Consider the following 14,946-nt stretch of genomic DNA (forward strand, 5'->3'; position numbering starts at 1 on the left):
CATCATCGTAGATTCGCCGCAAAAAGTACAAACAGAGGCTTAGTTCCCTGTGTGATCCCCCAAGAGTCATGGGTTGTCGCGGCCCACTGCATGGGCCGCGACAACCCATGGGCGCCCAGCGCCGAGCGCACCCCTATCCGATCCGATACTGGGGAGCGTTGTGACTCCGCCCCGAAGGGCTTCTCGCCGACACATGGCCGAGCGACGGACCAGCCCGATCCGCGGGGGTGCAAAGCCCCGCCTGGAGAACGAGGTGCGGTTGGCCAGGTCACGCATACTGGACAGGTTATGGAAATCCTCATCCTTGTCGTAGTCATCGCCCTGGTCGCGGTCGGTGCGATCAGCGGGCTCGTGGTCAGCAGCCGCAAGAAGAAGCAGCTGCCCACGGCACCGTCGAGCACGCCGACCATCACTGCCCCGCCCGCCGAACCGCAGGTGGGGGAGGACGCCGCACCGACGGCGGAAGAACCGCGCCGCACGATCGAGGAGGTCGCGCTCCCCGAGGCCGCGGCCGAGGCCCCGGTCGCGGAGCCCGAAGCCCCCGTCGCCGAGGTGCCCGCCGCCCCCGAGATCGAGGTGCCCGAGCCCACCGCCGGCCGCCTGGTCCGGCTGCGCGCGCGCCTCGCCCGGTCGCAGAACTCGCTCGGCAAGGGGCTGCTCACGCTGCTCTCCCGCGAGCACCTCGACGAGGACACCTGGGAGGAGATCGAGGAGACCCTCCTCATCGCCGACGTCGGTGTCGCCCCGACCCAGGAGCTGGTGGACCGGCTCCGCGAGCGGGTCAAGGTGCTCGGTACCCGCACCCCCGCCGATCTGCGCGCCCTGCTGAAGGAAGAGCTCGTCGCCCTCCTCGGCACCGACTTCGACCGCGCCGTGAAGACCGAGAGCGGCGTGGACACCCCCGCCGTCATCATGGTCGTCGGCGTGAACGGCACCGGCAAGACCACCACCACCGGCAAGCTCGCCCGCGTGCTCGTCGCCGACGGGCGCAGCGTCGTGCTCGGCGCGGCCGACACCTTCCGCGCCGCCGCCGCCGACCAGCTCCAGACCTGGGGCGACCGGGTCGGCGCGCGCACCGTCCGTGGACCCGAGGGCGGCGACCCGGCCTCCATCGCGTACGACGCGGTCAAGGAGGGCATCGCCGAGGGCGCCGACGTGGTGCTCATCGACACCGCCGGCCGCCTGCACACCAAGACCGGCCTGATGGACGAGCTCGGCAAGGTCAAGCGCGTCGTGGAGAAGCACGGCCCGCTGGACGAGATCCTGCTGGTCCTGGACGCCACCACCGGCCAGAACGGCCTGACCCAGGCCCGGGTCTTCGCGGAGGTCGTGGACATCACCGGCATCGTGCTGACCAAGCTCGACGGCACCGCCAAGGGCGGCATCGTCATCGCCGTCCAGCGCGAGCTGGGCGTCCCGGTCAAGCTCGTCGGCCTCGGCGAGGGCGCGGACGACCTGGCCCCCTTCGAGCCGGAGGCCTTCGTCGACGCCCTGATCGGCGACTGATCGGCGACTGATCGCGACTGAGGGCTTCACAAGGCTTGAGAGCCCCTGCGCAGACCAGTGCCCCCGCGGTCCCACGGACCCGGGGGCACTGCCGTGTGCGGAGGTCAGGCCTTGCGCAGCCGGTGGCACAGGTAGGCGAGGGTGCCCAGCAGCAGCCGGGCCTGGGGCGGATCCCCGGCCGAGTCCAGCGCCGGGGGGCGCAGCCAGCTCATCGGGCCGAGACCGGCGTGGTCGGAGGGCGGCGCGGTGACGTACGAGCCCTGGCCCAGCGCGCGCAGATCCAACCCGGCGTCGTCCCAACCCATCCGGTAGAGCAGCTGCGGCAGCCCGGCCGCGGCCCCCGGGGCCACGAAGAACTGGGCCCGGCCGTCCGGGGTCGCGGCGACCGGGCCGAGCGGCAGGCCCATCCGCTCGAGGCGGACCAGTGCCCGTCGGCCGGCTTCCTCGGCCACCTCGATGATGTCGAAGGCGCGGCCGACGGGGAGCAGCACCGCGGCCCCCGGGTATCCGCTCCAGGTCTCGGTGACCTCGTCGAGGGTGGCTCCGGCCGGGACCGTCGGCGCGAGGGCCAGTGGATGCGCCCCCGGCGCGCTGCAACTCGTATGACCGCAGGAGCAGTCGCGGGCGGGTGCCGCGGCCCGTGCGCCGGGGACCACGTCCCAGCCCCACAGTCCGGTGTACTCCGCCACCGCCGTGCACTCCGACGTCCGGCCTCGACGCCGAGCGCCGGAACGGAACTCCTTGGTGCCGCGGCTGCCGCCGATCGTGAAGCCCATGCCCATGCCCCCTCCAACGGGTCGGACGTGCCGGTGGTTACGACGTCGGCGGGACCGGATGGGACAGGATGCGGAGTCCGGATCGTGCCCGGGCCGCAGCGGTCCGTCCCGTCGCGGCCCGGCGCACTCCTCGCCGCGCACGCCCCGAGCGCACCCCTGTCCATCCGATCGGTTTCGCCTTCGTGTCAAGTGAATCGCGCCTGGCGAGTGGCGAGTTCATTCGAAGGGGTGGCGAATGGTGGCGTTTCCGGGATCGACCTCGCCGCAGGGGTGATCGTAGGATTACTTTCGGTGCATGAAGAGCGAAGGCAGACTCGTCCGCGGGTATGCCGGAGGCAAGGTGTGAAGGACTTGTGAAGGTCCCCCGCCCCTTCGCTGGCGGGCTTCATGTTTGAAGAGGCTGAGGGATGGGGGGCGTTCCAGTGAGCGGCAACGGCGCAAGCGGAACGAGCGCGGAGTCCGACGGGTCGTCCCCCGAGGAGCCGGAGCAGGACGCGACCGCCCGCAACGAACAGCTGACGTCCTGGTTCGTACGCAGCGGCTGGTCCAAGGGCGAACTGGCCCGCCAGGTCAACCGCCGCGCCCGCCAGATGGGCGCCCACCACATCAGCACCGACACCTCCCGGGTCCGCCGCTGGCTCGACGGCGAGCAGCCCCGCGAACCCGTCCCGCGGATCCTCTCCGAGCTGTTCTCCGAACGCTTCGGCTCCGTCGTCGCCATCGAGCACCTCGGACTGCGCACCGCCCACCAGACCCCCTCCGTCTCCGGGGTCGACCTGCCGTGGGCCGGCCCGCAGACCGTGGAACTGCTCGGCGAGTTCTCCCGCAGCGACCTGATGCTGGCCCGCCGCGGCTTCCTCGGGACCTCCCTCGCTCTCTCCGCGGGCCCCGCCCTCATCGAGCCCATGCAGCGCTGGCTCGTCCCGGTCCCGCCCGCCGACCCGGGCACGCGGGCGGCGGGACCGGCCGGCGGCGCCCTCAGCGGCCACCGGCCGCCCCGGCTCTCCGAGCCCGAGCTCGACCTCCTCGAAGCCACCACCGTGATGTTCCGCCAGTGGGACGCCCAGTGCGGCGGCGGCCTGCGCCGCAAGGCCGTGGTCGGCCAGCTCCACGAGGTCACCGACCTGCTCCAGGAACACCACCCGGCCCCGGTCATGAAGCGGCTCTTCAAGGTCGCCGCGGAACTGGCCGAACTCGCCGGCTGGATGAGCTACGACATCGGCATGCACCCCACCGCCCAGAAGTACTTCGTCCTCGCGCTGCACGCAGCCAAACAGGGCGGGGACAAGCCGCTGGGCTCGTACATCCTCTCCAGCATGAGCCGCCAGATGATCCACCTGGGCCGCCCCGAGGACGCCCTGGAGCTCATCCACCTCGCCCAGTACGGCAGCCGCGACTGCGCGGGGCCCCGTACCCAGGCCATGCTGTATGCGATGGAGGCCCGCGCCTACGCCAACATGGGCCAGCCCAGCCGCTGCAAGCGGGCCGTGCGGATGGCCGAGGACACCTTCTCCGACGTCGGCTTCGGCGGCGAGAGCGAACCCGACTGGATCCGCTTCTTCTCCGAGGCCGAGCTCAACGGCGAGAACTCCCACTCCTACCGCGACCTGGCCTACGTGGCCGGCCGCAGCCCCATGTACGCCTCCCTCGCCGAGCCCGTCATGGAGCGCGCCGTCGAGCTCTTCGAGAAGGACGAGGAGCACCAGCGCTCGTACGCCCTCAACCTCATCGGCATGGCCACCGTGCACCTGCTCCAGCGCGAACCCGAGCAGGCCGCCGTCCTCGTCGGCCGCGCCCTCGACGTGGCGGGAAAGGTGCGGTCCGAAAGGGTCAACACCCGGCTGCGCAAGACCGTCGACACCGCCGCGCGTGAGTACGGCGACGTGGCCGACGTGGTGCGCCTCACCGACCACCTCGCCTCCCGGCTCCCCGAAGCCGCGGAGGCCGTCTGACGGCCCGCGGCCGTCCACCCCAAGGCCCCCGGCCGTGGCAGTCACCCCGTGAAGCCCGATCAGGCTCCCCCAGCCAGGTTCCCCGGGTCATCGCCACGGCCGGGCCCCTCTTTGCGGCTAAACCGCCGCCGCTCTCGCGGATGTGGTTGCTCGCCGTCGTGGTTCCTCAATTGATGGTTGCGGTGTTCATCGTGCCGTAACACCCGAGAGGCCTTCGTCACGGGTGCGAAACACCCAGCGGCGCCGCCGGAAACCGGCCTGCGCGAATCTCAGGGCCATTAACCGGCCAGCTTTCGGGCCGGGCCCTCAGGCCCGATTCAAAAACCAGCGCCGCTCAGGTTTTCACGGTCGCCCGCACGCGAACGTAACGACGACGAGGAGACGCCGATGGCATCAGCCATCACGACCCTCGCGGCAGACGCCCCGACGCTCTCTGCCGCGAACACCGGGTTCATGCTCATCTGCTCCGCCCTGGTCATGCTGATGACCCCGGGACTCGCCTTCTTCTACGGAGGCATGGTCCGCGTCAAGAGCAGCCTCAACATGCTGATGATGAGCTTCATCAGCCTCGGGATCGTCACGATCCTCTGGGTCCTCTACGGATTCAGCCTCGCCTTCGGCTCCGACGTCGGGTCCGTGATCGGCTGGAGCTCCGACTACGTCGGACTCAGCGGCATCGGCATCACCGAACTGTGGGACGGCTACACCATCCCCGTGTACGTCTTCGCCGTCTTCCAGCTGATGTTCGCCATCATCACCCCCGCCCTGATAAGCGGCGCCCTGGCCGACCGGGTCAAGTTCAGCGCATGGGCCCTCTTCATCACCCTCTGGGTCACGATCGTCTACTTCCCCGTCGCCCACTGGGTGTGGGGCGCGGGCGGCTGGCTCTTCGAGCTCGGCGTCATCGACTTCGCCGGCGGCACCGCCGTCCACATCAACGCGGGCGCCGCGGCCCTCGGCGTCATCCTGGTCATCGGCAAGCGCGTCGGCTTCAAGAAGGACCCGATGCGCCCGCACAGCCTCCCGCTCGTGATGCTCGGCGCCGGCCTCCTGTGGTTCGGCTGGTTCGGCTTCAACGCCGGATCCTGGCTCGGCAACGACGACGGCGTCGGCGCCGTCATGTTCGTCAACACCCAGGTAGCCACCGCCGCCGCCATGCTCGCCTGGCTCGGCTACGAGAAGCTGCGCCACGGCTCCTTCACCACCCTCGGCGCCGCCTCCGGCGCGGTCGCGGGCCTCGTTGCCATCACCCCCTCCGGCGGCTCCTGCTCCCCGCTCGGCGCGATCGCCATCGGCGCCATCGCCGGTGTCGTGTGCGCCATGGCCGTGGGCCTGAAGTACAAGTTCGGCTACGACGACTCCCTCGACGTCGTCGGCGTCCACCTCGTCGGCGGTGTCCTCGGCTCCCTGCTCATCGGCCTCTTCGCCACCGGCGGGGTCCAGTCCGACGCGGCCGGCCTCTTCTACGGCGGCGGCCTCGCCCAGCTCGGCAAGCAGGCGGTCGGCGTCTTCTCCGTCCTCCTCTACTCTCTCGTGGCATCCGCGGTCCTCGCCTTCCTCCTCGACAGGACGATGGGGATGCGGGTCACCGAGGACGACGAGGTCTCCGGCATCGACCAGGTCGAACACGCCGAGACCGCCTACGACTTCAGCGGAGCAGGCGGCGGCTCCTCCTCCCGGAGCACCGCCGTACCCACCCCCGTTGCCGCGAGCAAGAAGGTTGACGCATGAAGCTGATCACCGCGATCGTCAAGCCGCACCGGCTGGACGAGATCAAAGAGGCCCTCCACCAGTTCGGCGTCCAGGGACTCACGGTCTCCGAGGCCAGCGGATACGGCCGCCAGCGCGGCCACACCGAGGTCTACCGCGGCGCCGAGTACACCGTGGACCTCGTGCCCAAGATCCGCATAGAGGTGCTCGTCGAGGACGGCGACGCCGAGGACGTGATGCGGATCGTGGTCGAATCCGCCCGGACCGGCAAGATCGGCGACGGCAAGGTGTGGAGCATCCCCGTGGACTCGGTCATCCGGGTCCGCACCGGCGAGCGCGGCGCAGACGCGCTCTAGGTGATTGGAACCCCTGGGTGACGAGCGTCGAAGAGACCACGGACGGCAACACGGCCGACTCGGGACCCAGCGGTTACGCCGCGGCCCGGCTGCGACTCCTCCAGGAGGAGTCGCGGTCCGGGCCTTCCCGGCGTTCCGCCCTGGCCGCGCTGACCGACGACTGGCTGAAGGCGCTGTTCGCCACCGCCGTGCAGGAGACGGGCGTGCGGGGCGCCGCCCTCGTCGCCGTCGGCGGCTACGGCCGCGCCGAACTCTCCCCCCGCAGCGACCTCGACCTGGTCCTGCTCCACGACGGCAAAGCCGCACCCCGCGCCCTCAGCGCACTGGCCGACCGGCTCTGGTACCCCGTCTGGGACCTGGGACTCGCCCTCGACCACTCCGTCCGCACACCAGGCGAAGCCCGCAAGACCGCCGCCGAAGACCTCAAGGTGCACCTCGGACTGCTCGACGCCCGGCCCGTCGCCGGCGACGTCGGGCTCCTCGCGGGCCTGCGCACCTCGGTCCTCGCCGACTGGCGCAACCATGCCGCCAAGCGCCTCCCCGAACTGCACTCCCTGTGCCGGGAACGGGCGGAGCGCGCGGGGGAACTGCGCTTCCTCCTCGAACCCGACCTCAAGGAAGCCCGCGGCGGGCTCCGCGACGCCACCGTCCTGCGGGCCGTCGCCGCGTCCTGGCTCGCCGACGCCCCGCGCGAAGGCCTCGCCGACGCCAGGCGCCGCCTGCTCGACGCGCGCGACGCCCTCCACCTGGTGACCGGGCGGGCCACCGACCGGCTCTCCCTCCAGGAACAGACCGCGGTCGCGGCCCAGCTCGGGCTGCTCGACGCCGACGCCCTCCTCAGGGAGGTGTACGAGGCCGCGCGCGTGGTCTCGTACGCCGGCGACGTGACCTGGCGCGAAGTCGGGCGCGTGCTCCGCGCCCGGGCCGCCCGCCCGCGGCTGCGCGGCCTGCTCGGCACCCGGAGCGCCGCGCCCGAGCGGGCGCCGCTCGCCGAAGGCGTCGTGGAATCCGACGGCGAGGCCGTCCTGGCCCTGGCCGCCCGCCCCGACCGCGATCCCGTCCTGCCCCTGCGGTTCGGCGCGGCCGCCGCCCAGGCCGGACTGCCCGTCTCGCTGCACGCCGTACGAAGGCTCGCGGCGCAGGCCAAGCCGCTGCCGGTGCCGTGGCCGGCCGAGGCCCGCGAACAACTGCTCACCCTGCTCGGCGCGGGCGAACCCACCGTCGCCGTATGGGAGGCCCTCGAAGCCGAGGGGATCATCACCCGGCTGCTGCCCGACTGGGAACGCGTCCGGTGCCGGCCCCAGCGCAACCCCGTGCACACCTGGACCGTCGACCGGCACCTGGTCGAAACGGCCGTGCGGGCCTCGGAACTCACCCGCCGGGTCGGCCGCCCCGACCTCCTCCTCATGGCCGCGCTCCTCCACGACATCGGCAAGGGCTGGCCCGGCGACCACTCGGTGGCGGGCGAGACGATCGCCCGCGACGTGGCGCTGCGGGTGGGCTTCGACGCCCAGGACGTGGCCGTGCTCGGGGCCCTCGTACGCCACCACCTGCTGCTCATCGACACGGCGACCCGCCGGGACCTGGACGACCCCGCGACGGTGAAGGCCGTCGCCGAGGCGGTCGGGACCCCCGGCACGCTGGAGATCCTGCACGCCCTGACGGAAGCCGACGCCCTGGCGACCGGCCCCGCGGCCTGGAGCGCCTGGCGCGGCTCGCTCGTGGCCGACCTGGTCGCACGGGTCGCCGCCGTCCTGCGGGGGGCCGCCCCGGCGGCGGGGGAGCCGGAGATCCCGACGACCGAACAGGAACGCCTCGCGGTGGAGGCGCTGCGCACCGGGGAACCGGTCCTGTCCCTGCACGCCCGGCAGGAGGAGGACGCCGTCGGCGTGGAACTGGTCGTGGCCGTCCCCGACCAGCCGGGGGTCCTCCCAGCGGTGGCGGGCGTACTGGCCCTGCACCGCCTCACCGTCCGCGCCGCGGACCTGCGCTCGATGGAGCTCCCGGACCAGCTGGGCGAGGTGCTCGTGCTGCGGTGGCGGGTGGCCGCGGAGTACGGCTCCCTGCCGCAGGCCGCACGGCTGCGCACCGACCTGGTGCGGGCGCTGGACGGCACGCTGGACGTCCCGGCGAAGCTGGCGGACCGCGAGGCGGCGTACCCGCGCCGCCGCGGGGTCGTCCCGCCGCCGCCCCGGGTCACGGTGGTCCCGGAGGTCTCCTCCCTGGCCACCGTCCTGGAGGTCAGGGCGCCCGACGCGGTCGGTCTCCTGCACCGGATCGGGCGGGCGCTGGAATCCTCCGGCGTCCGGGTCCGCAGCGCGCACGTCTCCACGCTCGGCGCGAACGCCGTGGACACCGTGTACGTGGTCGACGCCGACGGCAAACCCCTCGCCGCCCCCGCCGCGGCCGCCCTGGCCGTCTCGGTGGAGTCGGCCCTGACATAGGAAACCCGCCCGCAGGGCCGGAGGGGTGGCGCGGCCCGATACCCTGGGGGACGACCACACGCCCCCGACCCGAGGAATCGCGACCACCGTGTTCGATACGCTTTCCGACCGCCTCAGCGCGACCTTCAAGTCCCTCCGGGGCAAAGGCCGCCTCTCCGAGCAGGACATCGACGCTGCGGCGCGGGAAATCCGTATCGCCCTCCTCGAGGCCGACGTCGCGCTCCCGGTCGTCCGCTCCTTCATCGCGAACGTCAAGGAGCGCGCCCGCGGCGAAGAGGTCTCCAAGGCCCTGAACCCGGGCCAGCAGGTCCTCAAGATCGTCAACGACGAGCTCGTCTCGATCCTCGGCGGCGAGACCCGGCGGCTGCGCTTCGCCAAGACCGCGCCCACGGTGATCATGCTCGCCGGTCTCCAGGGTGCCGGTAAGACCACCCTCGCCGGAAAGCTCGGCCTGTGGCTCAAGGGGCAGGGTCACACCCCGCTCCTCGTCGCGTGCGACCTCCAGCGCCCCAACGCCGTCAACCAGCTCTCCGTCGTCGCGGAGCGGGCCGGCGTCGCCGTCTACGCGCCCGCCCCCGGCAACGGCGTCGGCGACCCGGTCCAGGTCGCCAAGGACTCCATCGAGTACGCGCGCACCAAGCAGTACGACGTGGTCGTCGTCGACACCGCCGGCCGCCTCGGCATCGACCAGGAGCTGATGCAGCAGGCCGCGGACATCCGCGACGCCGTCAGCCCCGACGAGATCCTCTTCGTCGTCGACGCCATGATCGGCCAGGACGCGGTCAACACCGCCGAGGCCTTCCGCGACGGCGTCGGCTTCGACGGTGTCGTGCTGTCGAAGCTCGACGGCGACGCCCGCGGCGGCGCCGCGCTCTCCATCGCGCACGTCACCGGCAAGCAGATCATGTTCGCCTCGAACGGCGAGAAGCTCGACGAGTTCGACGCGTTCCACCCCGACCGCATGGCGGGCCGGATCCTCGACATGGGTGACATGCTCACCCTGATCGAGCAGGCCGAGAAGACCTTCAGCCAGGCCGAAGCCGAGAAGATGGCGGCCAAGCTGGCGAAGGGTCCCAAGGAGTTCACGCTCGACGACTTCCTGGCCCAGATGGAGCAGGTCCGCAAGATGGGCTCCATCTCCAAGCTGCTCGGCATGCTGCCCGGCATGGGGCAGATCAAGGACCAGATCAACAACATCGACGAGCGCGACGTCGACCGCATGGCCGCGATCATCAAGTCGATGACCCCGTCGGAGCGCCAGGACCCGACGATCATCAACGGCTCGCGCCGCGCCCGTATCGCCAAGGGCTCCGGTGCCGAGGTCAGCGCCGTCAAGGGTCTCGTCGAGCGGTTCTTCGAGGCCCGCAAGATGATGTCCCGCATGGCCCAGGGCGGCGGCATGCCCGGGATGCCGGGCATCCCCGGGATGGGCGGCGGCCCCGGCCGCCAGAAGAAGCAGATCAAGCAGGCCAAGGGCAAGCGCAAGAGCGGCAACCCGATGAAGCGCAAGGAAGAAGAGGCCGCGGCCGCGCTCCGCAAGGAGCAGGGTCCGCAGGCGGTCGAGCCCGCCGCCGGCGGCAACCCGTTCGGCCTTCCGGCGGGCGGCGCGCAGCCCGGCCAGGACTTCGACCTCCCGGACGAGTTCAAGAAGTTCATGAAGTAACGGCGCGAGCACCTGCGCGAGCGCCCGCGGGAGGGCCCCGTCCACCGGATCCGGTGGACGGGGCCCTCCCGTTTCTGCGGGGGCAAGGGGTGGGTTTGTCGCTTATGGTCGGCCGGGAGGACGGCAGAAGGAGGCCACGTGCCCAGCCCCACCCCCGTACCGCCCCGCGACCGGGCCGATACGCCCTGGCGCTCCGAGGGCGCACCGCCCACCCCGCCGCCGAAGAAGAGGATGCCCGGGGGCTGGCGCGGCCTGATCCTCACCGCCCTGATCGTCTACCTGATCACCAACCTGGTGCTCTCGTTCTTCAACGAGGGCGACGAGTCGACCATCTCGTACACCGAGTTCAGCAAGCAGGTCGCCAACGGCAACGTCTCCAAGATCTACTCCAAGGGCGACGCCATCCAGGGCGAGCTGAAGACGGGACAGCCCAAGCCGGACGGCGACAAGGGCGACTACACCAAATTCGTCTCCCAGCGCCCGGCCTTCGCCGACGACGACCTGTGGGCCAACCTCACCAAGCAGAACGTGGTCGTCACCGCCTCCCCGGTCGTCGAACAGCGCAGCTTCCTCGCCAACCTCCTGCTCTCCCTGGCCCCGATGCTGCTGCTCGTCCTCCTGTGGGTGTTCATCGCCCGCCGGATGGGCGCGGGCATGGGCGGCGGGGGCATGGGCGGACTCGGCCGCAAGGCACCGCCGAAGCCGGTGGAGCTGGAGGGCGCCAAGCGCACGACCTTCGAGGACGTGGCGGGCATCGACGAGGTCGAGGGCGAGCTCAACGACGTCGTGGACTTCCTCAAGAACCCGGACGAGTACCGCAAGATGGGCGCCCGGATGCCCGGCGGCGTCCTGCTCTCCGGCCCGCCCGGCACCGGCAAGACCCTGCTGGCGCGCGCCGTCGCGGGCGAGGCCGGGGTGCCGTTCTTCTCCGCCTCCGCCTCCGAGTTCATCGAGATGATCGTCGGCGTCGGCGCGTCCCGGGTGCGCGAACTCTTCAACGAGGCGCGCAAGGTGGCCCCGGCGATCATCTTCATCGACGAGATCGACACCATCGGGCGGGCCCGCGGCGGCGGCGCGGCCATGGGCGGCCACGACGAACGCGAACAGACCCTGAACCAGATCCTCACCGAGATGGACGGCTTCTCCGGCTCGGAGGGCGTGGTCGTCCTGGCCGCGACCAACCGGGCGGACGTCCTGGACCCGGCCCTGACCCGGCCGGGCCGCTTCGACCGCCTGGTGGTCGTGTCCCCGCCCGACAAGGGCGGCCGCGAGGCGATCCTGCGGATCCACACGCGGGACATTCCCCTCGCCCAGAGCGTCGACCTGGCGCAGGTGGCCCGCACCACCCCGGGCATGACGGGCGCGGACCTGGCCAACCTGGCCAACGAAGCCGCGCTGCTGGCCGTCAAGCGCCAGCAGAAGCAGGTCACCCAGTCCGACCTGTCCGACGCGCTGGAGAAGGTCCAGCTCGGCGCGGAGCGGCCGCTGGTGATGCCGGAGGAGGAGCGCCGCCGTACGGCGTACCACGAGAGCGGTCACGCCCTGCTGGGCATGCTCCAGCCGGGCGCCGACCCGGTCCGCAAGATCACCATCGTCCCGCGCGGCCGTGCGCTCGGCGTCACCCTCTCGACGCCCGAGGCGGACCGCTACGCGTACACGGAGGACTACCTCCGCGGCCGCATCATCGGAGCGCTGGGCGGCATGGCGGCCGAGCAGACCGTCTACGAGGTCATCACCACGGGCGCGGAGAACGACCTCGAACAGGTCACCAACATCGTCCGGGGCATGGTCGGCCGCTGGGGCATGAGCGAGCGCATCGGCCGCCTCACCGCGATCCCCTCGGACGGACAGAGCCCCTACGGACTCTCCGCCGCCCCCGCCACCCTCGACGCGGTGGACCACGAGATGCGGCGGATCGTGGACGAGTGCTACGCGGAGGCCTGCCGGCTGCTGCGCGAGAACCGCGACAAGCTGGACGCCCTCGCGGATGCCCTGATGGCGAACGAGACCCTGGATGAACCGGCCGCCTACGCCGCTGCGGGCATCCCCCGCCTCCACAAGTAGCCGCCGGCGGGGCTGATCTCCTCAGCCCCGCGGCGGCGGTTACGCCGTACGGGCGATCACGTAGCGGAAGATGTTCGGCAGCCAGACCGCGCCGTCGCCTCGCTCGTACGGGTGAAGGGCCTCCGCCAGCTCCTTCTCCACCTGCACCGGGTCCGCCGCCGCGGCTTCATACAGTCCGGTCGACAGCAGCCCGCGCACCGCGCTGTCCACGTCCGCGTAGCCGAAGGGGCAGAACACCCGCCCCGAGCCGTCCGGGACCAGCCCGGCCCGCGCCACCATCGCGTCCAGGTCCCGGGAGACCGGCCCGCCGCCCAGCACCGAGGGCACCGTGCACCGCTCCGCGGGCCCCCAGTCGGCCAGCACCACCGTCCCGCCCGGGCGCCGCAGCGCGGGCAGCGCCGCGGCCAGGACCCCCGGAGCGGGGGAGAAGGCCAGCAGCACGTCGTAGGGCACCGCGGGCTCGGGCGGGGCCGCCACCACCTCCAGCAGCCGTTCGCGCGCCAGCGCGCGGCGCGCGGGATCCCTCTCCACACCCGTGGCCAGGGCCCCCCGTCCGCAGGCCAGCAGAAGGGCCAGTCCGGCCCCGCAGTCCAGGCCGAGCAGCCGGTCGCCCGGCCCGACCTCCAGCCGGTCGTAGACCGCTTCGTACAGCGGTACCAGCATCCGTTCCTGGATTTCCGCCCAGTCCCGGGCGACAAGCGTCGCCGTCGGCGTCGGTGTCATCGAAAGAGCGCTCCTGATTCCGTTTCGCCCCCATGCCCCCGTTGCCAGAGAACTCCCGATTCGCCCCCGCGTCCAGAGGAGCGCGCCACCCGATTCACACCCGATTCACGCTCGCCGCCCCGGGCGCCGTACCATTCGCGCCATGGCAAAGGCACCCGTTCTCACCCCCCAGGCGGAGGATTTTCCCCGCTGGTACCAGGATCTGATCAACAAGGCCGAGCTGGCCGACAACGGTCCGGTACGCGGCACCATGGTCATCCGACCGTACGGCTACGGGCTGTGGGAGCGGATGCAGCAGGAGATGGACGCGCGCATCAAGGACGCGGGCGCCCAGAACGCGTACTTCCCGCTGTTCATCCCGCAGTCGTACCTGACGAAGGAAGCCGAGCACGTGGAGGGCTTCGCCCCCGAGCTCGCGGTCGTCACCCACGGCGGCGGCAAGGAGCTGGACGAGCCCATCGTGGTCCGCCCCACCTCCGAGACGATCATCAACGACTACTTCTCCAAGTGGGTCCAGAGCTACCGCGACCTGCCCCTGCTGATCAACCAGTGGGCGAACGTGGTCCGCTGGGAGATGCGCCCGCGCGTGTTCCTCCGTACGAGCGAGTTCCTCTGGCAGGAGGGCCACACCGCCCACGTGTCGTACGAGGACGCCCGCGACTACGCCGCCCGCATCCACAAGGACGTCTACGGCGACTTCATGACCAACGTGCTCGGCATCGACGTCGTGCTCGGCCGCAAGACCGCCAAGGAGCGCTTCGCCGGCGCCATCAACACCCTCACCCTCGAGGGCATGATGGGCGACGGCAAGGCCCTGCAGCTGGGCACGAGCCACGAGCTCGGCACCAACTTCGCCAAGGCCTTCAACACGCAGTACCTGTCGAAGGAAGGCAAGCAGGAGCTCGTCTGGCAGACCTCGTGGGGCGTTTCGACCCGCATGGTCGGCGGCCTGATCATGTCGCACGGCGACGACAACGGCCTGCGGGTCCCGCCGCGCCTCGCGCACGTCCAGGTCGTCGTCATGGCGATCAAGGGCGACGAGGCCGTCACCAAGGTCCGCGAGCTCGGCGCCCAGCTCAAGGCCGCGGGCCTGCGGGTGTTCGTCGACGACCGCGTCGACACCCCCTTCGGCCGCCGCGCCGTGGACTGGGAGCTCAAGGGCGTACCGGTCCGCGTCGAGATCGGCCCCCGCGACTTGGAGGCCGGCACCGCGATGCTGGCCCGCCGGATCCCGGGCGGCAAGGAGGCCGTGCAGATCTCCGACCTCGCCGCGCTGCTGCCCAAGGTGCTGGAGGAGGACCAGGAGCAGCTGCTGCGCGAGTCCCGCGAGCGCCGCATCGCGCGTACCTCCGACGTCGCCACCATCGAGGAGGCCGCCGAGGCCGCCATCGCCGGTGGCTGGGCGCGGATCCCGTGGGCCGACCTCGGCCCCGAGGGCGAGGCGAAGCTCGCGGAGCAGGCCGTCTCCGTACGCTGCCTGATCGCCGAGGACGGGTCCGTCCCGGACGCGGACGACGCCCCCGGTACCCTCGCGATCGTCGCGCGCTCGTACTGACCGGACCACCGGTGACTCCCGCACCCCGGCGCGCGGCTCCTGCCGCGCGCCGGGGTGTAGTCGTCGTTACGTACCGACTCCTCCGGAGATCTGCGCACCCGTCCTCGTCGGGACGCATGAGACTGAACTGACTGGTACGTGCAAAAAATTTGGAATGGCCCGGAATCGGAACACCGGGGCACCCCGGCTCGTTGTCA

The 14,946-nt window shown here is 71.6% G+C and carries 10 protein-coding genes; 8 read left to right on the forward strand and 2 right to left on the reverse strand.

Translation table 11 applies throughout. The features are described from left to right. Nucleotides 1–288: 288 nt before the first annotated feature. A complete protein-coding gene (ftsY, locus tag OG490_RS26635; RefSeq protein WP_330298790.1) occupies nt 289–1,506 on the forward strand; it encodes a signal recognition particle-docking protein FtsY in 1,218 nt (405 codons plus the stop codon). A gap of 104 nt (nt 1,507–1,610) precedes the next feature. Here ftsY and OG490_RS26640 read toward each other — a convergent pair whose 3' ends face one another. Beyond that, a complete protein-coding gene (locus OG490_RS26640) occupies nt 1,611–2,282 on the reverse strand; it encodes a bifunctional DNA primase/polymerase (protein ID WP_330298791.1) in 672 nt (223 codons plus the stop codon). A 422-nt stretch (nt 2,283–2,704) separates the two neighbouring features. Between OG490_RS26640 and nsdA the strand changes: the two genes are divergently transcribed. The 6 genes from nsdA (at nt 2,705) to ftsH (ending at nt 12,471) form a co-directional block, all read left to right on the forward strand. Continuing rightward, on the forward strand, nt 2,705–4,234 hold the full coding sequence (gene nsdA / locus OG490_RS26645) for a transcriptional repressor NsdA (RefSeq protein ID WP_443065981.1): 1,530 nt from the start codon (nt 2,705–2,707) through the stop codon (nt 4,232–4,234). Nucleotides 4,235–4,621: 387 nt separating this feature from the next. Beyond that, nucleotides 4,622–5,965, forward strand: a complete 1,344-nt coding sequence (locus OG490_RS26650) for an ammonium transporter (protein WP_330298793.1) — start codon at nt 4,622–4,624, stop codon at nt 5,963–5,965. Then, a complete protein-coding gene (locus OG490_RS26655) occupies nt 5,962–6,300 on the forward strand; it encodes a P-II family nitrogen regulator (RefSeq protein ID WP_330298794.1) in 339 nt (112 codons plus the stop codon). The genes OG490_RS26650 and OG490_RS26655 overlap by 4 nt, the downstream gene beginning before the upstream one ends. A 17-nt stretch (nt 6,301–6,317) precedes the next feature. Then, on the forward strand, nt 6,318–8,744 hold the full coding sequence (locus OG490_RS26660) for a [protein-PII] uridylyltransferase (protein ID WP_330298795.1): 2,427 nt from the start codon (nt 6,318–6,320) through the stop codon (nt 8,742–8,744). A gap of 88 nt (nt 8,745–8,832) precedes the next feature. Continuing rightward, entirely contained in the window at nt 8,833–10,407 is a 1,575-nt protein-coding gene (gene ffh, locus OG490_RS26665) for a signal recognition particle protein (RefSeq protein WP_330298796.1), read from the forward strand. A gap of 138 nt (nt 10,408–10,545) precedes the next feature. Continuing rightward, nucleotides 10,546–12,471, forward strand: a complete 1,926-nt coding sequence (gene ftsH, locus OG490_RS26670; protein WP_330298797.1) for an ATP-dependent zinc metalloprotease FtsH — start codon at nt 10,546–10,548, stop codon at nt 12,469–12,471. A 39-nt stretch (nt 12,472–12,510) separates the two neighbouring features. Here ftsH and OG490_RS26675 read toward each other — a convergent pair whose 3' ends face one another. After that, the gene (locus OG490_RS26675) at nt 12,511–13,194 is read right to left on the reverse strand and encodes a class I SAM-dependent methyltransferase (protein WP_330298798.1); all 684 of its coding nucleotides are present in this window, start codon (nt 13,192–13,194) and stop codon (nt 12,511–12,513) included. A 142-nt stretch (nt 13,195–13,336) separates the two neighbouring features. On the opposite strand from OG490_RS26675, the gene proS reads away from it, so the two are divergent. After that, nucleotides 13,337–14,749 carry a proline--tRNA ligase gene (proS, locus tag OG490_RS26680; RefSeq protein ID WP_330298799.1) on the forward strand — a complete coding sequence of 471 codons (1,413 nt, stop codon included), beginning with the start codon at nt 13,337–13,339 and terminating at the stop codon, nt 14,747–14,749. Nucleotides 14,750–14,946: the final 197 nt, after the last annotated feature.

The organism is Streptomyces sp. NBC_00503 (genome assembly GCF_036346895.1).
Lineage (GTDB): Bacteria > Actinomycetota > Actinomycetes > Streptomycetales > Streptomycetaceae > Streptomyces.